We start from the raw sequence: 26,737 nt of genomic DNA, 5'->3' as shown, positions 1-26,737 counted from the left end.
ATCAGCGCGCGCAACCGGGCGCGGCGGATCGCCGACTTGAAGCTGTCGTCGACGCTGGCGTCGTAGCGCGCCGATTCGCGGCCTTCCTGGGTGAAGGCCTGCACGGTGGGAATCGCGTTGAGGATTTCACCGGCGACTGCCGAGGTATCGGCGAGGCGATCCTGGGCATCGCGGGACATCCGGCGCACGCCGCGGCCGATCAGCACCAGCGGCACCACGACCACGGCGAGCAGCACCACGGTGATCACGAACAGGCGCGGGCTGGTCACGCCGAGCATCACCATGCCGCCGATGAACTGCAGCAGGCTGCGCAGGCCCATCGACACCGAGGAGCCGACCACGGTCTGCACCAGGGTGGTGTCGCCAGTCAGCCGCGACAGCACTTCGCCGGTGCGCGTGGTTTCGAAGAACTCCGGCGACTGCGCCAGCATTCGGCGATAGACCGCGCTGCGCAGATCGGCGGTGACCCGCTCGCCGATCCAGCTGACGAAGTAGAAGCGCCCGGCAGTGGCCAAGGCCCAGAAGATGGCGAGCAGGCCGAGTGCCGCGAAGTGCGCGTTGATGTGGCTGTCGGCAGCGGCGCTGGCGACGAAGCCTTCGTCGATCAGATCACGAAACGCCAGCGGCACCATCAGCATTGCGCCGGAGCTAAGGATCAGCGTCGCGGTCGCCATGATCAGCCGGCCACGGTACGGCGCCAGGAACGGCAGCAGGCCGGCGAGGGCGGACAGCTTGCGGCGCGGCGGGGTGGTATCGGAGGCGGCGGTTGCGGTCATTAAACGGTCTGGAGGCTGGCGCGGCGGCGATTGTCGCCGGCTGGCGGTTTCGATGCTTGCATCCGCCGTGGCGATCACGCAGCGTCGGCGCCCGATCTTCTCGCCCATTCATCCACGATGACTGCCTTCATCCCGACTCGCAGTGCCGCGCTCGCGCGGCTTGCCGAGTTCCTGCCCAGCGCCGGCAACCATTACGCGAACGAGCGCAACAGCGATCTTGGCCCCAGCCAGCGCGACAACGTGTCGCTGCTGTCGCCGGCGCTGCGTCATCGCCTGATCACCGAGGATGAAATTGCCCGCGCCGTGCTCGGCAGTCATTCGTTCCCAGCCGCCGAGAAGTTCATCCAGGAAGTCTGCTGGCGCACTTACTGGAAAGGCTGGCTGGAACTGCGGCCGAAAGTCTGGCGCGATTATCAGAGCCAGCTCGAAGACCTGATCGACAAGATCAGCGACGGTTCCGGTCTGGATAGGCCGTTCCGCAAGCGTTATCAGGCGGCAGTCGACGGCCACAGCGGCATCGCCTGTTTCGATGCCTGGACGCAGGAGCTGCGCGCGACCGGCTACCTGCACAACCACACGCGCATGTGGTTCGCGTCGATCTGGATTTTCACCCTGAACCTGCCCTGGCAGCTGGGTGCGGACTTTTTCTATCGCCATCTGCTCGACGGCGATCCCGCCTCGAACACCTTGAGCTGGCGCTGGGTTGCCGGCCTGCAGACCCAGGGCAAGCATTACCTGGCACGCGCCGAGAACATCCAGCAATACACGGCTGATCGCTGGTCACCGAAAGGCCAGCTCAAGGAGGACGCCAGCCCGTTGCCGGCGGACGAGATTCCGGCGGCGGGGAAGCTCGGCGAACTGCCGCTGCCGAACGCGCGCAAGCGCACGGCGCTGTGGCTGCATGACGACGATCTCTGCGCCGAGTCCTGGCCTGCCGTCGAGGGTCTCGATGTGGTCGCAATTGCTGGTGATGTGTCCCCGGTACGGCGCTCCTGGCTGCCGGTCAGCGACTCGGTGATCGCTTATGCCGAGGCAGCACTTGCCGATGGTCTGAGCCGCGCCAGCGCGCATTACGGCCCGCCGGCACAACGAGTGCTGACCACTGACCGCCAGCGCTGGCTGGCCGAGCACGGCATCGAGCAAGTGGTCACGGCCTATGCGCCGCTTGGCCCGGCGGCCGGCGCGCTCGGTCTGCTGGCGCGCGATCTGCGCGCGCGGGGTATCAGCCTGGTGCAGCTGCATCGGGCCTGGGACACGGCGTTCTGGCCGCATGCCGACAAGGGCTTCTTCCAGTTGCGCGAACAGATTCGCCCGCTGCTCGCCGAACTGCAGATTCCCTGAACCGGGTAGGTATCAGCGGTATTGCGAAGCGGACTGGCGGCATTCGTTAGCAGCCGCCAAGTCACTGTGCTAACAGGAATTTTTGACGGCGCTGCGGCATGGGATGTGCATAGTCCTTCGGGTAGCTCAACCGCTCTCGGAGGTCGTCATGCAATCGCCCGACTTTGCGCAGTTTGGTGCCACCGCGCTGGAACAGAAGGATCTGCTGTTCCTGTTCGAGCATTTCCCGGTGCCGGGAACCGATGCCGTGGAAGCCGCGCGCCGGGTCATCGAACAGCCGAGCACGCTCGAATCCTTGCTCGAAAGCCGCTACGTGCAGGACGCGATGCTCGATCCAACCTCAGCCTGGGTCGATGTCTCGCCGAAGCTCTACTTCAACGTGATGCTGCGCCGGGCGCTGGCCGGCCGCCGCGATTCCGGCGAGCGCCGGACCATTCACTACCTGTCGAACCTGCTGGCGCTGTTCTCGAGCAACGAGCGCCTGCATCGGGTGCAGTCTGGCGAGACGCAGGACTACGACTACCTCGTCGACCTGATGCACGAAGCCCAGAACGCCGGCCACGAGCGGCGCTTCCTGGTGCTGTCGCAGATCGGCAACTACGCGCTGTTCCTGGCCGGCTGGTGCGCGCCGTGGATCGAGCATCGCCGCCGCTATTTCAACCGGCCGCTGGGCCTGGACTACTACTGCAACATGAGCCGCTCGCACTTCGCTTCAGCGGCGAAGCACGAACTGGCCGATACCTTTGGCTTGAAGCCGGTGTTCGCGCAGCTGGCGGTGCGCTTCGATTACTACCGTGGCGGCATCGAGCGGATGGCGAGCACGGCGCTGCACTGAGGTCAGTCTTCAGTCGGCCAGGCCGGCACGGAACGCGAGGTAGTCCTGCGCCGCCCGGCCCGGTGCTTCGAGCATCGGCAGATGACCGATGCCGGCCATCATCTGCACCTGCGAGTTCGGCAACAGGCGATGCAGGATCGCGGCACCGGAGGGATGCAGCACGCGATCCTTGTCGCCCCAGACGATCAGGGTCGGCGTGGCCAGCGGCGGATTCATCTCGGCCAGTGTTGCGTCGAGCGCGTCGGACTGCTCGCGAATCTCGCCGAAGATGTATTCGTTGAGCGCGTAGTCGGCGATCTGCCGATCGATCAGCACCTGGCGCACCGGCGCCGGAATGAACGGCGGCTTCTGCATCACGAACTGCATCAAACGGCCGAAGTCCTGCGCGCTGCGGGCGAACAGCGGCGGCGGCATGCCGGCAGCAATCAGCTTGATCATCTCCGAATCGTCGGCTGACATAGCACCGCCCGGATCGAGCAGCCACAGGCTTTGCACGGCTTCCGGATGGGCGATCGCGTAGGCCGCCGAAATCCAGCCGCCCATCGAGTTGCCGCCGAGATGGAAACGGGTCAGACCGAGCTTGCTGGCGACCCGCGCCACCCGTTCCACCTGATCGCTGATCCGGTAGCGGGCATCGGCCGGTTTCGAGCTTTCGCCGAAGCCGGGCAGGTCGATCGCATAGATGCGGTAGCGCTTGCTCAGCGTGGCGGCGACGCGGGTCCAGTTGTCCTTGTCGGCGCCGATGCCGTGCAGCAACAGCAGCGGTGGGGCGCCCAGCGGGCCACCTTCCAGATAGACGATATGAAGGTTCCTTCCATTGGCGTCGATGTCCAGTTCCGAACGCTGCAGGCCGGCGCGCATCCGCTCCAGGCTCATCGCGGTATCGGCAATCTTCTTCGGTGCCAGGAAGTACAGGCCGACATAGATGGCGATGGTCAGCGCGAACAGCAGCAGGAAGACTTTCAGGATCAGCACGGGCTTGGGTCTCTCGGTGGCGATGCCGGATGGTAGTGAGTTCAGCGGATCAGGCCGCTTCTGTAGGGCGGCCACGCCCGCCGTATGCGCAGTCGTCGAGGTGCGCCGGCGGCCATGGGCCGCCCTACGTCAGCCAGCGCAACAGATGCGGGTAGACATCGGGATGGTTGACCAGCCGCAGATGATGCAGGCTGGGCAGCATCAGGCCATCACCCTCGATGAACGGCACTTTAAGGGTTTTGTTCAGGTGATGGCCGCTGGCGCTATCGTGCAGCACCAGACCATCGCCGATCCAGCGCGTGCGCGGATGCAGCGGGCCGTCGCCGAGCATCGCGCCGATGAAGTGCAGGCGCGCCTTCGGCAGGCGCAGCACCGGCAGGCGAGTGTCGTGGCCGATCAGGTCTTGATCGTGGTCGCGCCAGTCGTCGTGGCGCAGACTGCCGTGGCGCAGATCCTTGATGCCGGCCGAGCGGGCGTTGATCGCCGTCGCCAGCGGCCGGGTGATGTCGAGCATGCCGAGCAGGCTGGTCGCCAGATGGCCGAAGCGTTCCAGTGGTGCGCCGTGATGCGGGCTGCCGAGGCAGACCAGATGGCTGATCTTCTCAGGCCACAGCAAACCGCGTTCGAGCGCCTGATGCGCTGCACTGCGGGCGATCAGCCCGCCCATGCTGTGGCCGATCAGCGCCACGCGGCGCACTTTTACCGGCCAGTTCGCAAGCAGGGTTTCGAGGACGGCGGCGAAATCCTCGCCGTTCTCGGAGATGTGCCGGCCGCTGTTGTAGCGCAGGAACACCGGCGTGTAGTGGTGCTCGCGGTGCAGCTTCGAGGCGTAGGTATCGCCGCCATTCTCATCGGCGTAGGCCGACCAGATGTGCTCATCGCAGCACAGGCCATGCAGGAACACCGCGATGTCACCGCTGGCGTCCGGATGTTCGGCGGCGAGGGCGGCGCGGCTCAGCGACAGCAGGCAGCCCTGGCGATCACGGAAGCCGAACGTGGTCGCCAGGCCATTGCCAGTTCTGGCGAGGAAATCGCCGAACACGCCATTGGTGGCGCTGACGACCGTTTGCAGGCGATTCACCAGCGCGCCCGTCCCGGTTGATCCTGAATCTGGTCGAGTACCCGGATCGCCGCATCGCAGCCGACGGCGCTCAGGCCGCGAACGCCGAGGTGCACGGCCTGGGTGATGCCGTCGTGGAACTGCCGGACGATGCCGCTGATCTCGGCCACTACGGGCACACAAGCGAGTACGCGGAACGGTTTGTCGGCGATCGCCAGATGGGTTTCCTCGATGCGGGCGCTGCCGCGGTCGATGCCAGCCTTAAGTAAGGCGATGGCGCCCTGCAGTTGGCGCGATGATTCGTCGGTAGTCGGTGACATGGGTACGATCCGGTCAATTTGTGAACGATCGTGCACAAATACTCGCGGCTTGTCCACTGGCAATCAAGATTCCCCTTTCCGGCGCGGGATCGCTGCCCGCAGAATCGCGCCTGAGCGATCAACCTCTTTCTTACGGAGATTCCCCTTGGCCCTGCCTGCTGTGCTGCAAAACCTGCGTCTGCCGGTGATCTGTTCGCCGATGTTCATCGCCTCGAACCCGCGTCTGGTCATCGAGCAGTGCAAGGCCGGCGTCGTCGGCTCGTTCCCGGCGCTGAACGCGCGTCCGCAGTCGCGGCTCGGCGAGTGGCTGGTCGAGATCGAAACCGCGCTGGCGGCGTTTGAAGCGGCCAATCCGGGCAAGAAGGCAGCGCCGTTCGCGGTCAACCAGATCGTCCACAAGTCCAACGATCGCCTCGAAGCCGACATGGCGACCTGCGTCGAGCACAAGGTGCCGATCATCATCACCTCCTTGCGCGCGCCGGACGCCATCGTGCCGGCCGTGCACAGCTACGGCGGCCTGGTGTTCCACGACGTGATCAGCGTGCGCCACGCGCAGAAAGCGCTGGAAGCGGGTGTCGATGGCCTGATCCTGGTCTGCGCCGGTGCCGGTGGTCATGCCGGCACCTTGTCGCCGTTCGCGCTGGTCGGCGAGATTCGCAAGTTCTACCAAGGCCCGATCATCCTGTCCGGCTCGATCGCCAGCGGCGATGCCATTCTCAGCGCGCAGGCGATGGGTGCCGACATCGCCTACATCGGTACCCGCTGGCTGGCCACGCCGGAAGCGAATGTCAGCGAGGGCTATCGTCAGGCGATCGTCGAATCCGGCGCTGGCGACATCGTCTACACGCCGTATTTCTCGGGCGTGCACGGCAACTACCTGAAGAAGAGTATCGTCCTCGCCGGCATGGACCCGGACAATCTTCCGCACGCCGACGCCAGCAAGATGAATCTTGGTAGTGGGGGTGCCGAAGCCGACAGCAGCACCGCCAAAGCCTGGAAGGACATCTGGGGCGCTGGCCAGGGCGTCGGTCTGATCGATGCGATCAAGCCGACTGCCGAAGTGGTCAACCAGCTCGAAGCCGAGTACCGCGCGGCGAAGGCGCGGATGCTGGCGGCGACTGCAGCCTACACGGACTGATTACCGCGAAGCAGGCTGCTAGTCGGCCGCCTGCTTCCTGCGCCGTTCCGAGCGCGCCGATGCTTCGACGACCGCCATCAACCTCGGCCCGAACAAGGTATCGAGCATCGGCTGGATCAGCTCTTCCAGGCTGCGGCCAATGGTCAGCTGGCCAGCCAGATGCAGGCTCAGCAAACCGTGTAGCGACGCCCAGGTGACATGTGCGCCGGTCGCCCCATCGCCGGGAATCAGTCTGGCATCGACGGCTTCCTGATACGCGGTCTGCACCGTGGCCATCGCCCGCAGCCGCGCCGCGTGCAGCTCCGGGAAATCGGTCGGATCGGGCTGGCGCAGCGAGAACATCAGCCGATATTCGGAAGGCTGCGACTGCGCGAAGGCGATGACGGTTCGCGCAATCGTGTGGAGCTTCAGCAGCGGCGATTCCAGACCCTCGATCGCGGCTTCCAGCAGCGCGGTCAGACGGTCGAACCACACCGCGCGCAGTGCCGCGAAGATGTGCTCCTTGTTCTTGAAATAGCGATACGGCAAGGCCTGACTGCGGCCCATCGCCGCCGCGATCGCCCGCAGGGTCACGGCATCGTAGCCATCACGTTCATAGAGCGCCGCGGCGGCCGCGCAGATGTCGGCGCGGATGCCGTCGGCAGCTTCGGCGGATAGGCGGGGGCGGGCCATGGGCAGGGACGAGTCCGATCAGCTGAACGCCGGCCGCAATCAGCGCGTGATCTGCCGCATCAAACATTCCTGCGTGGCACTCGCCACCAGCCGTCCCGTGCGGTCATAGATCAGCCCGCGCGACATGCCACGTACCGATTGCGCGCTGGGCGAATCCATGGCGTACAGCAGCCAGTCGTCGGCGCGCACGTCGCGATGGAACCACAGCGCGTGGTCGATCGAGGCGACGATCATGTCGCTGGAGAACCAGCTGCGGCCGTGCGGCAGCAGGGCGGTCGAGGCCAGGTTGAAATCCGAGGCGTAGGCCAGCACGCAGCGATGCAGCATCGGATCGTCCGGCAGCTTGCCGGCGGCGCGGAACCAGATGCCCTGCTGCGGCGCGCGTTTCTCCGGCTGGAACGGGTCCATCGGCGTCACCCAGGCGAACTCGAAGGCCTGCTCCTTGGTGAAGGCGATGCGCAGGCGCTCGGGGAAATCCGGGTTGCGCGCCAGTTCGGCGTCCAGCCACTGCTTGCGCAGTTCGTGCTGGTTGGCCAGCGATTCCGGCGTTGGCACGTCCGGCATCTCGACCTGATGCTCGAAGCCTTCCTCGGCGCGCTGGAACGACGCGATCATGGTCAGGATCGGCTGGCCGTGCTGGATCGCCTGCACGCGCCGCGTGGTGAAGCTGCGGCCATCACGGACCCGATCGACTTCATAGACGATCGCCGCGTCCATGTCGCCCGGGCGCAGGAAGTAGGCGTGCAGCGAATGCGGCAACTGGCCTTCTACGGTGCGCGTTGCCGCGACCAACGCCTGGCTGACCACCTGGCCGCCGTAGACGCTGCGGCCGCCGAGATGGCGGGACTGGCCCCGGAACAGGTTGACTTCCAGGGGTTCCAGATCGAGCAGGCTGACCAGATCGGCGAGGCAGGGGTTCATCGGTGTTCCACTTGTCTTAGATACGAAAGGGTAGCTCAGACCGAGTGTCCGGCCGCGTGTCCGGACGCCCAGGCCCACTGGAAGTTGTAGCCGCCGAGCCAGCCGGTGACGTCGACCACTTCGCCGATGAAGTACAGGCCGGGCTGGTGCTTGGACATCATCGTGCTCGATGACAGGCCGTTGGTGTCGACGCCACCGAGTGTCACTTCGGCAGTGCGATAGCCTTCGGTGCCGCTGGCGGTGATCGGCCATTCGCTGAGCTGCGCGGCGATCGCTTTCAGCTCGGCCGGGCGGTACTGGCGCATCGGCTTGTTGGCGATCCAGCGCTCGCAGAGTCGCTGCGCGAAGCGCTTCGGCAGTGCTTCAGACAGCACTGTCTTCAGCTCGCTGACCGGCCGTTCGGCTTGTTGTTCGGTGAGCCAGGTTTCGGCGTCATCGTTCGGCAGCAGGTTCAGCGACAGCGGCTGTCCTGGCTGCCAGTACGAGGAAATCTGCAGGATCGCCGGGCCGCTCAGGCCACGATGGGTCAGCAGCAGCGCGCCGCGAAAGCTCGCGTCCTCGGCCGAGACTTCGACCGGCAAGGCAACGCCGGACAGATCGGCGTAGTCCTCGAGCGGCTTACCGGACAAGGTCAGCGGTACCAGGCCGCCGCGCGTCGGCTGCACCTTGTTGCCGAACTGCTTGGCGAGCTGATAGCCGAAGCCGGTGGCACCCATAGCCGTGATCGACAGGCCGCCGGTGGCGACGACGATCGAAGCGGCCGAGTAGACGCCGCGCGTGGTGATGACCTCAAAGACGCCATTGCGCTGCTGCACGGCGTTGATCGTGCATTCGGTCTCGATCACCACATTCGCGTCGCGGCACTCATCGAGCAGCATGCGCAGGATCAGCTTCGAGGACTCGTCGCAGAACAGCTGGCCGAGTTCCTTCTCGTGGTACTGGATGCCGTGCTTGTCGACCAGCGCGATGAAATCCCAAGGCTTGTAACGGGCGAGGGCCGATTTGCAGAAGTGCGGATTGGCCGACAGGTAGTTCGCCGCCGTGGTGCCGGTGTTGGTGAAATTGCAGCGCCCACCGCCGGACATCAGGATCTTCTTGCCGACCTTGTTGGCGTGCTCGATGACGCGAACGCGCTTGCCACGCTGGCCGGCCGTGAACGCGCAGAACAGGCCGGCGGCGCCGGCGCCGAGCACCAGCACGTCGTCGGTGGTGATGGTCACCAGACCTTGCGCTCGGGCAGCAGGCCGCGCAGTTCTTCCGGCGTCAGGTCGCGCCAGGCGCCGACTTTCAGATTGCCGAGCCGCACGTTGATGATCCGCACTCGTTGCAGGCGCACCACCTTGTAGTCGAAGGCGGCGCACATGCGGCGGATCTGCCGGTTCAGGCCTTGGGTCAGCGTGATCTTGAAGCTGAACTCGCCGAGCGCTTCGAGCTTGCAGGGCTTGGTGCGCTCTTCGAGTTCGGTGAGGAACACGCCGCGGCTCATCGCAGTGATGAACGACGGCGTCACCGCGCGGTTCACCGTCACCCGGTATTCCTTCTCGTGATTGTTCTCCGAGCGCAGGATTTCGTTGACGATGTCGCCGTTGTTGGTCAGCAGGATCAGGCCATCGGAATCCTTGTCGAGCCGGCCGATCGGGAAGATGCGTTCGCGGTGCTTGATGAAATCGACGATGTTGCCGGCGACGTGGCGCTCGGTGGTGCAGGTGATGCCGACCGGCTTGTTCATCGCGATGTAGACGTGGCTGGACGCTGCGCCGATCGGTTTGCCATCGACTGCCACGGTGTCGCCATCGTTGACCTGAGTGCCGAGGCTTGCGACCACGCCATTGACCGAGACGCGGCCGGCTTCGATCCAGCCATCGGCTTCGCGGCGCGAGCTGATGCCGGTTTCGGCGATGAATTTATTCAGACGCACGATCAGAAGCTCAGCCGATGTAATGCATGGCAGCCGCCGCCCCGAACGAGAACGCCGCCCGCAGCAGGCGGGCAGTGCGGTCGCGCGGCAGCATCAGCTGGTCGATCTCTTCTTCGGGCAGGCCGGCGCGCTGATAGCTTTCCTCGCGCTCCTTGCGGGTGATCGTGCGATCGATCAGGCCGGAGACCAGCCAGCAGAACACGAAGTAGATCGCGCTGACGAAGCCGAACGCCACCAGGCTGACCAGCAGCAGGCCCCAGGACGTCAGCGGCTTCAGCCAGCGATCCATGGCGCCGGGTGCTAGACGATGGTGGCGTACAGATCGTGGGTGTCGGCAGAAGTGACCTTGGCCATGATCCGCTGGCCTGGCCGCAGCTTCGGCATGGTGTTCAGGATCACCCGGCCGTCGACTTCCGGCGCGTCCGCCTGGCTGCGGGCGATGACGCCATCGGGGCCGACTTCGTCGATCAGCACTTCGATGGTCCTGCCGATTTTCTTCTGCAGCTTGGCGGCGCTGATGCCGGCCTGACGGGTCATGAAGCGTTCGAGACGCTCGTCCATCACTTCCTGCGGCACGGCACCCGGCAGCGCGTTGGCGGTGGCGCCATCGACCGGCGAATAAGTGAACGCGCCAACGCGATCCAGCTGTGCTTCATCGAGCCAGTCGAGCAGCGTTTCGAACTCGGCCTCGGTCTCGCCGGGGAAGCCGACGATGAAGGTGGAACGCACGGTGATGTCCGGCGCAATCGCGCGCCAGGCTTCGAGCCGGCGCAAGGTGTTTTCGGCCGCCGCCGGGCGCTTCATGCGCTTCAGCACGCTGGTGGCCGCATGCTGGAACGGCACGTCGAGATAAGGCAGCACCAGACCTTCGGCCATCAGTTCGATGACGGCATCGACGTGCGGATACGGATAGACGTAGTGCAGGCGCACCCAGGGCTTGTGTGGCGCGTCGAGATTGGCGAGGCCGCGGCAGAGATCGAGCATCCGCGTCTCGTATTCGCGCTCGCGGAAGGTGCGCTTGGCGTACTTGAGATCGAGGCCGTAGGCGCTGGTGTCCTGCGAGATCACCAGCAGTTCCTGGACGCCGGAGCGGGCCAGCTTCTGCGCTTCGATCAGCACTTCGTCGACCGGCCGCGAGCGCAGCTTGCCGCGCATCGACGGGATGATGCAGAAGCTGCACTTGTGATTGCAGCCCTCGGCGATCTTGACGTAGGCGTAGTGGCGAGGCGTCAGCTTGATGCCCTGCGGCGGCAGCAGATCCATGAACGGGTCGTGCTGCGGCGGTACCGCCAGATGCACGGCGTTCATCACGCCCTTGTAGTCCTGCGGGCCGGTGATCGACAGCAGGTCCGGGAACTTGGCTTCGATCAGTTCGCGGCGCGCACCGAGGCAGCCGGTGACGATGACCTTGCCGTTCTCGGCCATCGCATCGCCGATCGCGTCCAGCGATTCCTCGACCGCCGAATCGATGAAGCCGCAGGTATTGACGATCACCACATCGGCCGCATCGTAGTTGCCGACTGTTTCATAACCTTCGGCGCGCAACTGGGTCAGGATTCGTTCGGAATCGACCAGCGCCTTCGGGCAGCCCAGCGACACGAAGCCGACCTTGGGGGCCAGTTTCGGCATCACGGCGGCGGATTTGCGACGGGGACGGGCAGCGGCAACGGGCATGAATGCACCGGGATAAAGCAGGAAGCGGGCATTTTACCTGTTCGTGGCGCCGAACCCCGGCCCGGCATGACGGTCCTAAGCCGACAACACCTCAGGCCCGGCCGCCCTCGCTAGACTAGGGTCGAATCGGACGGCAATGTCGTCATCCCCATATCGGAGTTCCCCATGGGCAAGCTGTTGAAGATCGTGTTTGCTGTCATCGGCGTCGTGCTGCTGCTCGTGGTGCTCGCGGTCGGGGCCTTCGCACTGTTCTTCGATCCGAACGATTTCCGCAGCCAGATCACCGCCGCCGCCAAGAAGTCGACCGGCCGTGACCTTGCGCTTGGCGACATCAAGCTCGGCTTCTATCCGGTGCTCGGTGCCAACGTGAAGAACGTTTCCTTGAGCAATGCCGCCGGTTTCGGTGACGCGCCGATGCTGGTGGTGGCCGAGGCCGATGTCGGCGTGCGCCTGCTGCCGCTGGTGCTGAGCCGCGAGATTCGCATCGGCAAGATCAGCCTCACCGGCATGAAGCTGAACCTGGCCAAGGACGCCACCGGCAAGAGCAACTGGGATGACCTGAGCAAGACCGACGAGAACGCCGCCAAGCCCGAAGAAGAGAAGTCCGGAGGCGGCGCTGGCATCAAGTCGATCGACATCAGCGGCATCGCCATCAAGGGTGCCGATATCAGCTATGACGACAAGCAGAGCGGCCAGGCCTACGCGGTGTCCGGCCTGGAGCTGGAAACTGGTTCGATCAGCCCGGGCGATCCCTTCGACATCAAGCTGGCGTTCTCCACCACGGTGAAGCAGCCGGCCGCGAAGGCCGACATCAAGCTGTCGACGCGCGTGGAATACGACCTGAAGGCGAAGACCTACAGCGCCGACAAGCTGGCCCTGAAGGTGCTGGCGACGATGCCGGACCAGAAGGCCGATATCGACCTCAGCGGCAATCTGTCCGCCGACATGAACAAGCAGACCGCCAAGGCCGACAAGCTCAGCCTCAAGCTCAAGGCAACGACCAAGGACGGCACGGCCGATGTCGATCTCGCTGGCAATGTCTCCGCCGATCTCGGCAAGAAGACCGCGTTGACCGACAAGCTGACCGTCAAGCTGAAAGCCGCGCTGAAGGATCTCAACGCCAATGCCGATCTCGCCGTGCAGGTCTCGGCCGAGTACGACAAGCCGCTGGTGCGCGCCCAAGGCCTGACCGTGAAGGTCGATGCCGATGGCGCAGCGGTGCCCGGTGGCAAGCAGACGGCGAGCTTCGCCGGCGATGCGATCTATGACGGCGAAAAGGGCACGCTGAAGCTGGCCAGTGGCGATCTCAAGGCGGCTGGCCTCGATGCGACCATCGCCCTCGATGCCATCGGCCTGAACACCGATGCACCGCGTTTCGTCGGCCCGCTGTCGGTCAAGACCTTCAATCCGCGCGAACTGATGAAGCTGCTCGACATCAAGGTCGAGACCGCCGATCCGGAAACGCTGAAGGCGCTGAGCTTGAGGCTGAAGTTCGACGCCACCACCAAGGCGGCGCGGATCAGCGATCTGAACATGAAGCTCGACCAGAGCACTTTCACCGGCTCTGGTGCGGTGACCAGCTTCGACTCGAAAGCAGCGGAGTTCGCGCTGAAGCTCGATGCGATCGACGCCGATCGTTATCTGCCGACGCCGGCAGTGCCGGTCAAGGAAGCGCCGCGCACGCCGGAAGAGAAGGTGGCCGCCAATGCCGTCGAATTGCCCGTCGAGGCGCTGGACGGCTTCACCGCCAATGGCACCATCGACATCGGCAAGCTGAAGGTATCGAACCTCAGCATGGCCAACGTGCAGTTCCGTCTCAATGCGACCAAGGGCCAGCCGAAGGAAATCGGTCTGGGTGCCCAGCTCTACGGCGGCAGCATCGCGTCGACCACCAAGATCACGCCGGGCGCCACCCCGCGTTACGTCGAATCGCTGAAGCTGACCTCGATTTCCGCCGGCCCGCTGTTGAAGGATTTCACCGGCAAGGAATCGATGACCGGCGAAGGCAACTTCGCGATGGACGTGACCGCCAGCGGCAAGACCGTCGGCGCGGTCAAGCAGGCATTGAACGGCGATCTGTCGTTCAGCTTCCTGAATGGTGCGGTCAAGGGCTTCAACCTCGGCCAGATCCTGCGCAAGGGTGATGCGCTGCTGAAAGGCCAGCAGTTCAATGAAAGCGCGCCGGTGCAGACCGACTTCACCGAGCTGAGCGCAGCGGCAAAGATCACCAACGGCGTGTTGCAGTCTGACGCGCTGAACGCCAAGAGCCCGCTGTTCAGAGTCGATGGCGCCGGCAAGGTCGACATCGCCCGCGAAACCATCGACTACACGGCCAAGCCGACCATCGTCAACACTGCGAGCGGCCAGGGCGGCAAGGAGATGCCGGATCTCGCCGGGATCATCATTCCGATCCGCGTCACCGGCACCTTCGATAATCCGAAGTACGCGCTGGACATCCGCGCAGCGCTGCAGCAGAAGGCCACCGAAGGCCTGCGCGAGAAACTGGTTGGCGAGAAGGGCGACAAGCTGCGCGAGAAGATCGATACCCAGATCGAGAAGAAGCTCGGCAACCAGCTCGACGGCAATCCGGCGCTGAAGGGCAAGCTGCAGGACGGCCTGAACTCCCTGTTCGGCAAGAAGAAGCCGCCGGCTGAACCGGCTCCCGCACCGGCTCCAGCCCCAGCCCCCGCGCCGGCGCCCGCTCCAGCGCCTTGAGCGCAGCGACATCAGTGGCGGCTGGCGAAGACTTCGCCAGCCGCCTGCTCACCTGGTTCGACAGCCACGGCCGCCATGGCCTGCCATGGCAATCGCCGCGCACGGCGTATCGCGTCTGGCTGTCGGAAGTGATGCTGCAGCAGACCCAGGTCGCGACGGTCATCCCGTACTTCGAGCGCTTCATCGCCCGCTTCCCGGATTTCAAGGCGCTGGCCGCTGCCGATATCGACGAGGTGCTGGCGCTATGGGCCGGCCTTGGCTATTACGCCCGCGCCCGCAACCTGCACGCGGCGGCGAAGCAGGTGGCCTCGCTGCATTGCGGCGATTTGCCGGACGATCTCGAAGCGGCGCAGGCGCTGCCCGGCGTCGGCCGCTCCACCGCTGCTGCGATCCTGGCCCAGGCCTATGGCTCGCGGCACGCGATTCTCGATGGCAACGTCAAGCGCGTGCTGGCGCGCCACGCGGCGATCCCCGGCTGGCCCGGCGAGCCGAAAGTCGCCGCCAGGCTCTGGCTGGTCTCCGAACGCTTCCTGCCGCAGACGCGCCTGGCCGACTACACGCAGGCGATCATGGATCTCGGCGCCACGCTTTGTACTGCGCGGGCGCCGGCCTGCACGCGCTGCCCGGTCGCGGCGGACTGTGCGGCTCGGCTTGCTGATCGCACCGAAGATTTCCCGTCATCGAAGCCGGCGAAAGCGCGGCCGCTGCGCCGCGCGACCTTGTTGCTGGTCGAGAACGAGCAGGGCGCGGTGCTGATCGAACGCCGTCCGCCGACCGGCATCTGGGGCGGCCTATGGTCGCTGCCGGTGGCCGGCGAGGGCGAGTCCGTCGACTGGCTGCTGCGCGAACGCTTCGGCATCAGCGTCGAACCGCTGGAAACCCTGCCCGCCTTCCGCCATGCCTTCACCCATTTCGAGCTGGAGCTGACACCGCTGCTCTGCGCGCTGATCGACGCGCCGCCCACCGCTCTGCATGAGCGACCGGAGCAGCGCTGGCTTACCATGCACCGCGACGCGCTGCCCGGCCTGCCGGCGCCGGTGCTGAGCTTTCTGACTCGCCGCTACCCAACTGCAAGGCCCCCGATAGAACCGTGTCCCGAACCGTCCACTGCATCAAGCTCGGCATCGAAGCCGAAGGCCTCCCGCGTCCGCCAGTCCCCGGCGACCTCGGCCAGCGCATCTACGAGCAAGTCTCGAAACAAGCCTGGGCCGAATGGATCGCGCACCAGACCCGGCTGATCAACGAGATGCGCCTGTCGCTGGCGGAATCCGAATCACGCAAGTTGCTGATGACCGAACTGGAGAAATTCTTCTTCGGCGGCGGCGAGCTGACCAAGACCAGCTACATCCCGCCGAAAAAGGCCTGAGCGCCGCTGCGGGCCAGCCCCAGCCAGGGCCGGAAAGTGCTTGACGCCTGATACCCCTGTCGCGTCTAATCGCGCTCCGCGTTGAGACGCGGGCATCCAAGCAGCACGTTGGCCGAGTAGCTCAGTCGGTAGAGCAGGGGATTGAAAATCCCCGTGTCGGCGGTTCGATTCCGTCCTCGGCCACCAATTTATTTCCAGGTAGCTCAAAGACTTCCGCGAGTGTTACGCCGCGCGAAGATGATGGACTTTGGCTGACTGTGACGTGATCGTGCCATCCAGCCGACACGCTGCCACCCTGAGATGGTCCGCCGCCAAATGGGCGTACCGCATCACCATCTCAAACGTCGTCCAGCTCCCAAGTTCCATCAGCTCTTGAAGGCTGGTGCCGCTTTGCACATGCCATGACGCCCAGGTGTGTCGCAGATCGTGCCAGCGGAAGTCCTTAATCTCCGCTCGCTCGCAAGCCCGGTCCCAGGCTTTCGTCGTACAACGCTCGACCGGCTTGCCCTGGTACGTGAACACGTACTGAGCATGCTGGCCTTGCCGACTCCGCAACACCTCTAACGCGTCTTCGTTCAGCGGGACGGCGATTGCTCGCCCTGACTTTGCTTCGTCCGCGTGAATCCAGGCCACCTTGCGCCCCATATCGACCTGGTCCCACCGCAGGTACGACACGTTGCGCTGACGCAGACCAGTCGACAGGGAAAATCGCGCCATCTCAGCGAGATGAGACGGCAGCTCCGCAAGGAGCCTTACCGCCTCATCACGCGTGATCCAGCGGATGCGCCGCTTCGACTCCCGATAAAGCCGGACTTTCGGGATGTGATGTACCCACTCCCAATCGTCCCGCGCCCTTCTCAGAATCGAGCGGATCAAGGCGAGGTAGCGGTTTGCATTGGGCTGGCTCGATTCCTTGGCCTTGATCTCCCCGATGCGGTCGATCAGGTCCCGCGTGACCTCGCTCAACATCCGAGGCCCCAGGTGCCGATCCAACCACCGCAACTTCGCCACGTCCTTGTCATGGCTGCGCTTGTGACTCGTTTCCTTCAACCACCGAACGGCAGCTTCTTTCCAGGAGCGATCTGGTTTGACGCCGAGGCGCTGTTCCTCCCAACAGCGAACCTTCAATCGGTCGTGTAGCTCCTGCGCCTGCTGCTGGTCGTGAGTCCCAGAAGATTCGCGTACTCGGCGTCCATTCGGGGTAGTGAAGTCGATCCACCAGACATCACCGCGTTTGAAGACTCCCATGTAGTACCTCCTACGTTGGAGCCACTTAGCGGCGCTTGCCGAGGGTCAGCGTAAAGCCGGTCCAGGTAAGCGACAAGGTCACGTTCCAGGAACACCCAGGCTTTACCGGGTTTCGCGGCCTTGAGCTGACGCATACGGGCCTTCTGGCGCAGCACGGCCGGCGACATGTGAAGGAATCTGGCGGCTTCTGGCAGGTCATAGGTGCGCTCTCCCTCAGCCACGGCCCGTCGCCTTCAGGTACGCCCGCTGCGCAGCCTCATGGGCCTGCTCAGCGGTGATCGGCGTATTGAGGGGGTATGGCAGATTGAATTCCGTCGCCTTGCGCGCCGCCCTCGTTTGCGCCCTGGCGTCGAAGGGAATGCCGACTTCGATGCCGAAGCGATCGAAATGTGCCTCACAGTCATCCATCAGGCGATGCCCGGCTTCGACAGGGTCGGTTAGCCCACGGACCGCCATATAGGACGTCAGGACGGCGAACAGAGAGCGGCAAAGCGCATCCAAGGACGGCGCTTGATCCTTGCGGAGCGGCGCGCGGCCAGCCGCGTCCCGCCCCGCCCACGGCATCGCGGACAGCTCGGCCCACAGCGGATGGGTCGGCCACCGGGACTTGGTGTCGTCAGCGGGATTCGGGCAGGCCAGTCGTAGCCAGTCCTCCGTCGCATAGCGCCACAGCCCGCCCTGACCCGACAACAGCGACGAGAAGTCCCGAATACCCAATTCCTTCAGCACCGTATTCCGGAATTGAAACTCCAGGCGATACACGGATTGGTCAGGCGTCCACCCTGCCGCCGCCCACAAGACCCGCAGATAGTCTTTCCCGCTCTTTTTAAGCTCTAGGACTTTGTCGTACAGCCGCGCCTGAAGATCGCCGCCGCCGATGCTCCAGCCCGAGGGCTCGCCTTGGACGAAATGGGTGCCGATGTAATGGGCGCGACTGATCCAGGCATCCCGCGCCCAGCTATCCAGGGGATGCGGTGACGAGTAATCCGAAAACAGATCGACGCGGCTGACGTTGGGCTCGCCAGACAGAGCGGCCATCGAAGACAGAACCAGGCGAAGCTGCCGAACCGCGTGTTCGATACCCACCGACGTAATGAACTGGCTACGAAGCTGGACGTAGGCGACTGGAACTTGTGAGCCGGACTTCCTGCGAGATAGCTGGATATGAAAGCAGCCATCGGCCAGCGTGTACCGGTACAGCTTCGATCCGCCGCTTTTGACCTGGAACAGATGATCCAGGATCGAAACCTGGGCCTTGGCCTGGATCGCATCATTAGGCGACTGAGCGTTAGTCCTGGCTTGTTCCAGCAACACTGCCCACTGGTCATGAAGGCTGCCGGGAAAGGACAGATACAAGCTATCCACGCCATATCGAAGCACCGTGCAGTTACCGGGTGCTCTGTTAGTAAGAAGCGCACCCGGCGATTGCCGAGGAGTTTGCTCCTCCGTCGCAAAAACCTCGGCAATTCGCCGGGCCGGTTCTAAAAACTCGCTTGCCGGGTGGCTGTTCGGGGTATCGGTGCTGTCGGTGTCGGTCATGTTCGTATCCGCTTCGGCAGGCTTGCGAAGACCGCTTCCTGCTACGGATACGAACTCTGTGACCCGGCATTGCTTAAGCCGAGGCGCTAAAAAAGAAAGTCAGGGCGTTGACGCGACGCCGCTTTTCTGAAGCTTTCGATACTCGCGGAGGCGTTTGCTCAGATAGCCCACGTCCTCAATTCGGTTCTCAGCTCCGCCGACGCCAACTTCATCGCAGATATCGAGGATTTCGCGATGGCTCAGATTCGCCAGCATCCCGGCCTGATCGAGAAGTGCGAAGACGACCCACAGTGACTTATGGCGGATGCGTCCTCTATAGGGAGCCGCCCGAGTCCAGACGCTAACCTTGTCGAGGAATGCGGACTCGCCAAGCTGTTTAGCGCGCTCGTACTTCTCTCGGAAGTACGGAACCACCGTCAGGATGCGTCCATCAATACGGATGGCTTTACAAAACGCATCGTCGTCGCCTGCTTTCGCCTTGGCGATAAGCGTTGTCAGCTTTTCGCCGTGCATCATCATCGAGAAGGTTTGCCCGAAGCTGGCAAAGAACACGCTATAAAACGCTTGTCCGCGTTTGATAGCTTCGCGCTGCTCATTTTCGGACAAGCTGGCGAATAGCTCCTGCGCCGCTTTGATCTGCTCCGGAGTCTTTGGAATGCTTTCCAAGACCGGTTCAACTGCATCACAGATTTCCTTAAGGAACTCGCCCCGTTGTTCCAGCGATGCGGTTTCCGCTTGTATTGCAAGCTCACGAATTTCTTGATCGGTGAGCCAGGCGCGCAGACTGAAATACGTCAACAGTCGCTCATCTTCATAGATGAGCGGATATTGCTCGATCTTCAGATTTTTTATCGTATCTACAAGGACCGGCGGGAATTGGAGCCAGCCGTTAGATTTCTCCAGGTGCCGGATTACCCATTCCGCATCTGGGATGGCACCTTTCAGGGCGGCAATTAGACTGTCGCGCGGGAGAAGCTCTAACATTTACTGATTTCACCTGTCCATACCAAAAGGTAAATCAAGTTTTCTGAATATATCAACACCGAACTGTCTAACCATCGACATAATAAACTCTGGTTCTACCGACCATATAAACGATAGCTCACCCCGGAGCATAGCTAAGTCGCAGTCTATAGAACTGTTATTTGAAATCCGATATAGCAGCGAGCGAATGCGGCGCTTCCTTTCACGACCAACAGAAATGCCTCCTTCCGTGGTGAGGTTGAGTCCAACAAGGAAGCGGCCATTGGCGCGCGAAGTGAATACCGTTTTACTCTTGTTTACAGCGAGCTTGGGATACCTGAGCTTGTCGCAAACTGACCTGATCTCAGACTCTATTGAAATTAAGACACCCTTCTTGTCCGTGGAGAACGCCAAATCATCTGCATACCGACTGTAGATCGCACTGTTCGTCTTGGCGACAACTGTTGCAGCTAGATCGAACTGGTAAAGTATTGAGTTGGAAAGCGAGGGTGAGCTGGGTGCGCCTATCGATAGGCAGTTTTTACTCTGTGTGCGATCTCTCCAGCACACAAGTTTGGAAACGATATCTGCGTCGGCTCCCGATAATCCAAGCATTGTGACTAGATGGTAGCTAACATCGTTCTCAGTTATAGACGGGAAAAAATTCTTAAAATCCATCTTTAAGAGAAAACGCTTTTTTGAATGCTTCCGCGCATGATCGGCAATCGAAAGTCCTTCCCGATACGCCGTCGCAGCTGTATGCACAGGTAGTTCTGAAAAAACGTTTTTTACGAGCCATCTCTGTATAAGTTTTACTTCCGGCGTCGGCTGAGCGATCGTCCTAAACGCTCCAGGCTCTCGTTTGGCAATCTTATAGACTTTGTATCTATATGGCGCTGTCGAAATGATGCTCAACAATTCGGCAGTAGAAAACGGAAGCTCCTTCAAAAGAGATTGAAGGACGTTCATCGTAGGAGCCTCGTTTTAGGCGAACTGGTCCGGGCATTTTTTCGGTACGGATCGTTCTGCACTTCCTTCCACGCTTGAGCCTTAATTCTTTCGCGGTGGAATGGCTTCCCTATTATCAAAGATGTGTAGTCTATATAAGCCCCATCTTTGCTTGTTGCCTCGTAAAATGTGTTGTCTCCGTACTCTTTTTCTTCAATCAGTTTTGTCTGTATTAGAGTGAAAAGAATCTGTTTAACACGGCGTAACTGGTACTTCACCCCAAAATGGGCGAGAACTTCTTGTACTTCGGTGACGCTAACAAGGGTAAATAACTTAATTACATCAAGAGCTAATAAAATTCCGTGCTGATTGTCTTTGTCGGAAAAAGCGACCGTACTTGGTTTTTTATTTAGTTTTTCTTCTTCCAAATTTTTTACTACTGCCGGCACATGATCGTCAAAGTCCTTGGCAGCCCTGATCAGAGGCGCAACAAATATACTTTTTGGTTTTTTATGAGTCTCTTGTATGTGTCTTATCGGACCAAGCTTGATGAAGGACTTACTTTTATAATGAGTGGAATCAACAATAATGAATAAAAGATCCCTCAAGGACGGGATCTGTGAAAACGCTCCCAGCTCAGCTATTGCTCCTGGACATTCCAAAAAAATCACAACGGCACTCGCCAGGTACCCCAGATCCTGCTCAAATCCGAGAAGATCTGAGTATGTGTCGAAGTCGTTCCAATCTTGATATGACTCTGGCAGCACAATTCTTTCGTATAGATCGACGCGCTCGGTTTTGGTCCAATTAACGAATGCATCGCGGCATGACTTCGGCCGTATCACTTTGCGCGGCTGTGGCGTAAGCGGGCCGCCGAATATAGAAATAAGGTTGCAATACGAAATGACGGTTGCCTTTGCAGGGTCAACCGTCGACTTGAATTGTTCTAATGTTTTTAGTGACATCCGGTAGACTCAGCTACCCAAATTACAGGCACGAAGGCGCTCCCGCGCCCAAGCTAGGAGCATACGACGACGCTTGGGCGCGGGAGCGCCTTCGTGCCGTCGAAGCCGGTCAATCAATTACCGTCTGGCGATGCGCCCGACGATGGTGTTAAAAACACTAACTCCACGGTACGCGTAACTGAGTCGACGAAGTATGAGAGGCTGCCGTTGAAGCCGCAAGCCCGCTCACCAGCAATCCCCAGCGGGACATGTAGCTCGCCGCTCCCGTATGGGAACAATCAAGAAAGTTAGGTAGGTCCTGAATCCGCAAGTGGTATGGCATGCGAGATCGGGCGTTGTGCCAAATCAGTCCACGAGTGACCTGCGATTACCTTAGAGTGAAATGTCACAGGCATTGGTAGCAAGCGCCGCAAGTGACAGAAAACATTGAATAAAACGCCCTTTCAGGGGCTCGGTTGAAAATCCCCGTGTCGGCGGTTCGATTCCGTCCTCGGCCACCATATTTTCAATAACTAGAGCGGCCTGCAGAAGCAGAGCCAGCCGGCCGTAAAACTCCTTACAACCCTTTGCGAGTTGCCGCGATCATTCGTGGCGGTCTGTCTGTGGCTCGACGGGCGCAGCACCGCTGCAGAGCCTTCCTAGGGTTTGCCCGTCGCTACATCGGACTGCTCATGTCGTAAAGTCCGGGGCTACCGAGACGCAAGAAATCGCTTGGCCGGACCGCACACGGTTTCCTGCCTGAGCATTCGCGCAGCGTAGGGATTTCGCCAACGCGCTCATCAAGTCCGGAGCGCTGCCTCTGGACCGGCATTCCGTCTCACAAGCAACGCTCGGGTCAATTTCCGTCGACCAGTCTCGGCACAGCTTGCCGGTTGGCATGAGGCGCTGAAGTTCAACAAGAGACCTTCCATGTCCGATGCAAGCAGCAGCCCCATGGCCGAGACGATGAATGCCCGCGTTCAGCGCTGGTGCGTCTGGTGCGGGCTGATCTTCCTGGTGCTGTTCGGCATCGGCTGGATCTTCCTCGCCGGGTTCATTCCGCCGCCGCGTCCCGATGCCAGCGCCGCGCAGATCGCGGCCTTCTACCAGACCGATGTCTGGATGAAGCGGTTGGGCCTGATCGTCGCGCAGTTCTCCTGCATTTTCTTCGTGCCCTGGGTCTGCGTGATCTCCACGCAGATGCGGCGTATCAAGGGCAGCGATCCGAGCCTGGCTGTGGCACAACTCATCGGTGGTTCGATCGCGATGCTCGCGGTGCTGATTCCGACGATGATCTGGACCACCGTCTCCTTCCGCCCTGATCGCGATCCGGAGCTGATGCTGCTGCTCAACGATCTGGGCTGGATCATCCTGTCGATGACCTTCGCGCCGTTCCTGACCCAGTCCTGCGCCCTGGCCGCGGCGATCTTTCTCGACAAGGGCGACAAGCCGGTCTTTCCGCGCTGGGCGGCCTATCTGAACATCTGGGTGCCGATGGGATTCCTGCCGACGGCCCTGGTGGTCTATTTCAAATCCGGGCCCTTCGCCTGGAGCGGCCTGTTCGGCATCTACATCCCGCTGGCCAATTTCGCCATCTGGTTCTTCGTGATGATCAAGCTGCTGCTCGATGCCATCCAGCAGCAGGAAAGCCAGCAGGTTCACGCGTCTTCCAACTGAGCAGGGCAAGCACGCGTCGCATCAATTCGATATCAAAAAAACAGCCGTATTCCCACTTGGAGAGAGACGTGGAAAAGAGCAAGGGTCGTATTCAGGACAAGGTCGCCATCGTCACCGGCGGTGCTTCCGGCATCGGTGCGGAAACCGCGGCCTTGTTCGCGCGTGAAGGCGGCAAGGTCATCGTTGCCGACATCAACGAGAAGCTCGGCGCCGAGGTTGTCGAGCGCATCACCAAGGCCGGCGGTATCGCCCATTTTCTTCGCGCCGACATGGGCAAGATGGCCGATATCAAGGCCATGATCGACTTCGCGGTGACGACGTACGACCGGCTCGATGTGCTGGTCAACAATGCCGCGATCGAGAGCAGCAAGCCCGAGGTCGATACCAGCGAAGAAGAGTACGACGCGATCATGAACGTCAATGTCAAAGGCGTGTTCTTCGCGACCAAATTCGCCGTGCCAGTGATGATCAAAAACGGTGGCGGCTCGATCATCAATCTGTCGTCGGTCTACGGGCTGATCGGCTCGCAGGGCTACGCGGCCTATCACGCCTCCAAGGGCGCGGTGCGTCTGCTGACCAAGAGCACTGCGATCGCGCACGCCCGCAAGGGCATTCGCGCCAACTCGATCCACCCGGGCGCGATCGATACGCCGCTGTTGCGCAAGACCATCAACAGCATGCCCGACCCGGTGGCGGCGGAAGCCGCGTTCATCAACGGCCAGCCGGCCGGCTACCTCGGCCATCCGATCGAAATCGCCTACGGCTGTCTGTTCCTCGCGTCCGACGAATCGAAGTTCGTGATGGGCACCGAACTGGTCATCGACGGCGGCATGGTGGCGAACTAGAACTCGGCGACCGGGCTGGCTCACCGCATCTCACGAGCGCCAGCGCCGGCGCGGGCGCTGTCGCACCGATCGCCAGCAACGCGGCTGCGAGCAGCTGCGGCAAGACGCTTGAACGTGGTGATTGCGGCGAAGCAAGGAAGCTGTTCGAGGTCAGCCCGGAAGTCATGGCCTGGCGTCAGGCAGTCAAGCCGAAACGGTCAGCGCGAGCGGTGTTCCAGCGCTTCTGCCAGCGTTCGGGCGGGGTGCCAAGCAGCGCGCCGGGCTGCAGGAACTCGTAGCAGTCCGCCGCGCTGCAGACCTGATTGGGCCCGACTCTCTGCCAGAGATGTTCGGGCTCCAGGTCTTCGGGGTGCGACAAGCCCGCCGCGGCGACGATTTCGGCCAGCGCATCGACGGTGTGCCGATGGAAGCTGGCAACGCGGTCGGCCTTGTCCGGCACCACCAGGCCACGGCCGCGTTTCGGGTCCTGGGTCGCGACGCCGGTCGGGCAACGATCGGTGTGGCAGGACAGTGACTGCACGCAGCCGAGCGCGAACATGAAGCCGCGCGCCGCATTGCACCAGTCGGCACCGAGGGCAAGGTTCGCCGCCAGCCCGTAGCCGGAGGTGATCTTGCCGGCAGCGCCGAGATGCAGACGTTCGCGCAGGCCAGTGCCGACCAACACGTTCTGCACCAGGATCAAGCCTTCGCGCAGCGGCATGCCGACGTGGTTCGACAACTCCAGCGGCGCCGCACCAGTGCCGCCCTCGGCACCATCGACGACGATGAAATCCGGCGTGATGCCGGTTTCGAGCATCGCCTTGGCGATCGCCATGAATTCGGTCGGATCGCCGATGCACAGCTTGAAGCCGACCGGTTTGCCACCGGAAAGCTCACGCAGCTGAGCAACGAATTTCATCAGGCCGATCGGGCTGTCGAAAGCGCTGTGGGCGGATGGCGAGATGCAGTCTTCGCCGATCGGCACGCCACGCGCTTCGGCGATTTCCTCGGTCACCTTCTGCCCCGGCAGAACGCCGCCGTGGCCGGGCTTGGCACCCTGCGACAGCTTGATCTCGATCATCCGGATCTGCTCGAGGCTGGCGGTTTCCCGGAACTTGTCCGGGTCGAAACGGCCATCGTCAGCGCGGCAGCCGAAGTAGCCGCTGCCGAGTTCCCAGACCAGATCGCCGCCGAACTCGCGGTGGTAGCGCGATACGCCGCCTTCGCCGGTGTCGTGATAGAAGCTGCCGGCCTTGGCGCCGCGGTTCAGGGCGCGAATGGCATTGGCGGACAGCGAGCCGAAGCTCATCGCCGAGATGTTGAACACCGAGGCCGAATACGGCTGCCTGCATTGATCGCCGCCGATGGTCACGCGCAGATCGCCGTCTGGTTTCGGGCGTGGTGCGATCGAATGGGCGATCCATTCGTAGCCTTCGCTGTAGACATCCAGTTCGGTGCCGAACGGATGGGAGTCGACCGCGCCCTTGGCCCGCTGATAGACCAGCGCGCGCTCCTCTCGCGAGAACGGCCGGCCATCGCTGTCGCTTTCGAACAGGTACTGGCGCAGTTCCGGACGCACCGCTTCGATCGCCCAGCGCACTCGCGAGATCAGCGGGTAATTGCGCCACAGGCTGTGGCGATGCTGGAACAGATCGAGCGTGCCGACCAGGGCCAGCACCGAGAACGCCGCGAACAGCGGCACCCAGTAATGGTCCATCGCGCCGACCACGGCGAAGCTGCCGGCCGCCAGCAGGATGGCGAGATAGGGCAGGTAGCGATTGACCGCCGGATAGCGGTACAGGAAGTCGATCGTGCCGATGATCGAAAATGCCGAGAACACCGCCAGCGCACCGTTCCAGAATGGATTCATCATCGTGCCCAGCGCCGATACGGCGGTGGCGAGCAGGGCGGTGGCTACCAACAGATTTCGCTTGAGGTTGCGCGTCATGGATCGTCGCTGAGGCTGCAGATGAGATCAGCCTGCCACAGTTGTCGGACTCGATAGATCGCGTCGGATCGACACCGAAATCCGGACGCTTCGGCATCGTTCCGGTTACTGCTTCAGGTCAGGCTTCAGGCTGGAGAATCTGCCTGTGGAGTCCCGACATGAACAAATCTGTGAACCAGCCGCTCCTTGGTCAATGGTGGCGCTGCGTCAGTGCGGCGCTGATCTCATCCGTTGCGCTTGCGCCTCTCGCTCAGGCTGCCGAGCGGCCAGTTCTGGTCGAGCTGTTCACCTCGCAGGGCTGCTCGTCCTGCCCACCGGCCGATGCCATGCTGCGCGAACTCGCTGCCCGCAGTGATGTGCTGGCGCTCGGCTTTCATGTCGACTACTGGGACTACCTCGGCTGGGCTGATCCCTTCGCCAGCCCGCGGTTCACCGCGCGCCAGCAAGCCTATGCGCAGCGGCAGGGCTGGCAGGTCTACACGCCGCAGCTGGTGATCGATGGTGACACCGCGCTGGTCGGTTCACGGCGTGGTGCCGCCGAGGACGGCATCGACGCCGCGCGCAAGGCGCAGCGAACGGTGCCGGCTCAGATCGTCCGCGACGGTGCCGCCCTGCGGCTGACCGTCGGCAAAGCCGAAGCGAGCGACGCTGCCGGCGAAGTCTGGCTGCTTAGCTTCGATGCCGAGCGCAGCACCGACATCGCCAGGGGCGAAAACGCCGGCCGGCGCATCGTCTATCCGAACGTGGTGCGCTCGCTGCGCAAGCTCGGCGATTGGCGCAATGAACCGCTGGACCTGCGCGAACGCCTTACGCCGGACGAACGCGGCGAGCGGCTGGCGCTGGTCGTGCAGGATCGTCTCGGCCAGGTCTGGGCGGTGGCATCGACCGGTGCCGTGCCGACGCGATAGATCGGCAACTGCCGTTTGTAATCTGTA

Annotated in this window: 26 protein-coding genes and 1 tRNA gene; 10 read left to right on the top strand and 17 right to left on the bottom strand. The window is 62.5% G+C overall.

Annotation, left to right across the window (positions count from 1 at the left end):
• Positions 1–776 (bottom strand): ABC transporter transmembrane domain-containing protein (locus tag Q0D45_RS04455; RefSeq protein ID WP_293389117.1); only part of this gene is annotated, 776 nt, incomplete at its 3' end.
• 117 nt (positions 777–893) lie between these two features.
• On the opposite strand from Q0D45_RS04455, the gene Q0D45_RS04450 reads away from it, so the two are divergent.
• Complete coding sequence (locus Q0D45_RS04450; protein WP_293389115.1) at positions 894–2,117, top strand: FAD-binding domain-containing protein; 1,224 nt, start codon at positions 894–896, stop codon at positions 2,115–2,117.
• A gap of 148 nt (positions 2,118–2,265) precedes the next feature.
• Positions 2,266–2,952 carry a hypothetical protein gene (locus Q0D45_RS04445; RefSeq protein ID WP_293389113.1) on the top strand — a complete coding sequence of 229 codons (687 nt, stop codon included), beginning with the start codon at positions 2,266–2,268 and terminating at the stop codon, positions 2,950–2,952.
• Between the two features lie 9 nt (positions 2,953–2,961).
• On the opposite strand, the gene Q0D45_RS04440 is transcribed toward Q0D45_RS04445, so the two are convergent.
• From Q0D45_RS04440 to Q0D45_RS04430, 3 genes are all read right to left on the bottom strand, one after another.
• The gene (locus Q0D45_RS04440; protein WP_293389111.1) at positions 2,962–3,927 is read right to left on the bottom strand and encodes an alpha/beta hydrolase; all 966 of its coding nucleotides are present in this window, start codon (positions 3,925–3,927) and stop codon (positions 2,962–2,964) included.
• A gap of 124 nt (positions 3,928–4,051) precedes the next feature.
• Positions 4,052–5,008: an alpha/beta fold hydrolase gene (locus tag Q0D45_RS04435; protein ID WP_293389109.1), complete on the bottom strand. Its 957-nt coding sequence runs from the start codon at positions 5,006–5,008 to the stop codon at positions 4,052–4,054.
• The gene (locus Q0D45_RS04430; protein WP_293389107.1) at positions 5,005–5,307 is read right to left on the bottom strand and encodes a hypothetical protein; all 303 of its coding nucleotides are present in this window, start codon (positions 5,305–5,307) and stop codon (positions 5,005–5,007) included. The genes Q0D45_RS04435 and Q0D45_RS04430 overlap by 4 nt, the downstream gene beginning before the upstream one ends.
• Positions 5,308–5,452: 145 nt before the next feature.
• Between Q0D45_RS04430 and Q0D45_RS04425 the strand changes: the two genes are divergently transcribed.
• A complete protein-coding gene (locus tag Q0D45_RS04425; protein WP_293389104.1) occupies positions 5,453–6,445 on the top strand; it encodes a nitronate monooxygenase family protein in 993 nt (330 codons plus the stop codon).
• 18 nt (positions 6,446–6,463) lie between these two features.
• On the opposite strand, the gene Q0D45_RS04420 is transcribed toward Q0D45_RS04425, so the two are convergent.
• Genes Q0D45_RS04420 through rimO form a run of 6 tightly spaced genes read right to left on the bottom strand, consistent with a single transcriptional unit; the run spans position 6,464 to position 11,585 of the window.
• On the bottom strand, positions 6,464–7,117 hold the full coding sequence (locus Q0D45_RS04420; protein WP_293389101.1) for a TetR/AcrR family transcriptional regulator: 654 nt from the start codon (positions 7,115–7,117) through the stop codon (positions 6,464–6,466).
• A gap of 39 nt (positions 7,118–7,156) precedes the next feature.
• Positions 7,157–8,038 (bottom strand): acyl-CoA thioesterase II, encoded by an 882-nt coding sequence (gene tesB / locus Q0D45_RS04415; protein ID WP_293389098.1) that lies wholly within the window; start codon positions 8,036–8,038, stop codon positions 7,157–7,159.
• Positions 8,039–8,073: 35 nt separating this feature from the next.
• Entirely contained in the window at positions 8,074–9,258 is a 1,185-nt protein-coding gene (locus Q0D45_RS04410; protein WP_293389095.1) for an NAD(P)/FAD-dependent oxidoreductase, read from the bottom strand.
• Positions 9,255–9,956 carry a pseudouridine synthase gene (locus Q0D45_RS04405; RefSeq protein ID WP_293389092.1) on the bottom strand — a complete coding sequence of 234 codons (702 nt, stop codon included), beginning with the start codon at positions 9,954–9,956 and terminating at the stop codon, positions 9,255–9,257. Before Q0D45_RS04405 ends, Q0D45_RS04410 begins: the two co-directional genes overlap by 4 nt.
• A gap of 10 nt (positions 9,957–9,966) precedes the next feature.
• Positions 9,967–10,245 (bottom strand): hypothetical protein, encoded by a 279-nt coding sequence (locus tag Q0D45_RS04400; RefSeq protein WP_293389089.1) that lies wholly within the window; start codon positions 10,243–10,245, stop codon positions 9,967–9,969.
• 11 nt (positions 10,246–10,256) lie between these two features.
• Entirely contained in the window at positions 10,257–11,585 is a 1,329-nt protein-coding gene (gene rimO / locus Q0D45_RS04395; protein ID WP_366946349.1) for a 30S ribosomal protein S12 methylthiotransferase RimO, read from the bottom strand.
• A 210-nt stretch (positions 11,586–11,795) separates the two neighbouring features.
• On the opposite strand from rimO, the gene Q0D45_RS04390 reads away from it, so the two are divergent.
• The 4 genes from Q0D45_RS04390 to Q0D45_RS04375 all read left to right on the top strand — a co-directional run bounded on the left by Q0D45_RS04390 (position 11,796) and on the right by Q0D45_RS04375 (position 15,897).
• Complete coding sequence (locus Q0D45_RS04390; RefSeq protein WP_293389084.1) at positions 11,796–14,345, top strand: AsmA family protein; 2,550 nt, start codon at positions 11,796–11,798, stop codon at positions 14,343–14,345.
• The gene (gene mutY / locus Q0D45_RS04385; protein WP_293389081.1) at positions 14,342–15,583 is read left to right on the top strand and encodes an A/G-specific adenine glycosylase; all 1,242 of its coding nucleotides are present in this window, start codon (positions 14,342–14,344) and stop codon (positions 15,581–15,583) included. The genes Q0D45_RS04390 and mutY overlap by 4 nt, the downstream gene beginning before the upstream one ends.
• A complete protein-coding gene (locus Q0D45_RS04380; protein WP_293389119.1) occupies positions 15,469–15,711 on the top strand; it encodes an oxidative damage protection protein in 243 nt (80 codons plus the stop codon). Before mutY ends, Q0D45_RS04380 begins: the two co-directional genes overlap by 115 nt.
• Before the next feature lie 110 nt (positions 15,712–15,821).
• Positions 15,822–15,897: transfer RNA gene (locus Q0D45_RS04375), tRNA-Phe, on the top strand.
• Positions 15,898–15,933: 36 nt separating this feature from the next.
• Here the strand turns inward: Q0D45_RS04375 and Q0D45_RS04370 are convergent.
• From Q0D45_RS04370 to Q0D45_RS04350, 6 genes are all read right to left on the bottom strand, one after another.
• Positions 15,934–16,926 carry a site-specific integrase gene (locus Q0D45_RS04370; RefSeq protein WP_366946348.1) on the bottom strand — a complete coding sequence of 331 codons (993 nt, stop codon included), beginning with the start codon at positions 16,924–16,926 and terminating at the stop codon, positions 15,934–15,936.
• Complete coding sequence (locus Q0D45_RS21580; RefSeq protein WP_366946346.1) at positions 16,836–17,180, bottom strand: helix-turn-helix domain-containing protein; 345 nt, start codon at positions 17,178–17,180, stop codon at positions 16,836–16,838. The genes Q0D45_RS04370 and Q0D45_RS21580 overlap by 91 nt, the downstream gene beginning before the upstream one ends.
• Positions 17,173–18,498, bottom strand: a complete 1,326-nt coding sequence (locus Q0D45_RS04365; protein WP_293389076.1) for a hypothetical protein — start codon at positions 18,496–18,498, stop codon at positions 17,173–17,175. Before Q0D45_RS04365 ends, Q0D45_RS21580 begins: the two co-directional genes overlap by 8 nt.
• A gap of 99 nt (positions 18,499–18,597) precedes the next feature.
• Positions 18,598–19,482: a hypothetical protein gene (locus Q0D45_RS04360; RefSeq protein WP_293389074.1), complete on the bottom strand. Its 885-nt coding sequence runs from the start codon at positions 19,480–19,482 to the stop codon at positions 18,598–18,600.
• A gap of 9 nt (positions 19,483–19,491) precedes the next feature.
• Entirely contained in the window at positions 19,492–20,430 is a 939-nt protein-coding gene (locus tag Q0D45_RS04355; RefSeq protein ID WP_293389071.1) for a retron St85 family RNA-directed DNA polymerase, read from the bottom strand.
• Positions 20,427–21,374: a retron St85 family effector protein gene (locus Q0D45_RS04350; RefSeq protein WP_293389068.1), complete on the bottom strand. Its 948-nt coding sequence runs from the start codon at positions 21,372–21,374 to the stop codon at positions 20,427–20,429. Before Q0D45_RS04350 ends, Q0D45_RS04355 begins: the two co-directional genes overlap by 4 nt.
• Positions 21,375–22,283: 909 nt before the next feature.
• Here Q0D45_RS04350 and Q0D45_RS04345 point away from each other — a divergent pair.
• Together Q0D45_RS04345 and Q0D45_RS04340 are read left to right on the top strand one after the other, a co-directional pair.
• Complete coding sequence (locus tag Q0D45_RS04345; RefSeq protein WP_293389065.1) at positions 22,284–23,030, top strand: hypothetical protein; 747 nt, start codon at positions 22,284–22,286, stop codon at positions 23,028–23,030.
• A 68-nt stretch (positions 23,031–23,098) separates the two neighbouring features.
• Entirely contained in the window at positions 23,099–23,875 is a 777-nt protein-coding gene (locus Q0D45_RS04340) for a glucose 1-dehydrogenase (RefSeq protein ID WP_293389062.1), read from the top strand.
• 175 nt (positions 23,876–24,050) lie between these two features.
• Here Q0D45_RS04340 and Q0D45_RS04335 read toward each other — a convergent pair whose 3' ends face one another.
• Entirely contained in the window at positions 24,051–25,802 is a 1,752-nt protein-coding gene (locus Q0D45_RS04335; protein WP_293389059.1) for an FMN-binding glutamate synthase family protein, read from the bottom strand.
• Positions 25,803–25,960: 158 nt separating this feature from the next.
• Here Q0D45_RS04335 and Q0D45_RS04330 point away from each other — a divergent pair, with 158 nt between their 5' ends.
• On the top strand, positions 25,961–26,710 hold the full coding sequence (locus tag Q0D45_RS04330) for a thioredoxin family protein (protein ID WP_293389056.1): 750 nt from the start codon (positions 25,961–25,963) through the stop codon (positions 26,708–26,710).
• Positions 26,711–26,737: the final 27 nt, after the last annotated feature.

This window comes from Nevskia sp. (assembly GCF_023266035.1).
Taxonomy (GTDB): domain Bacteria; phylum Pseudomonadota; class Gammaproteobacteria; order Nevskiales; family Nevskiaceae; genus Nevskia.
The sequence above is the reverse complement of the archived record's forward strand: the minus strand, read 5'-3'. Positions and strand labels throughout refer to the sequence as shown.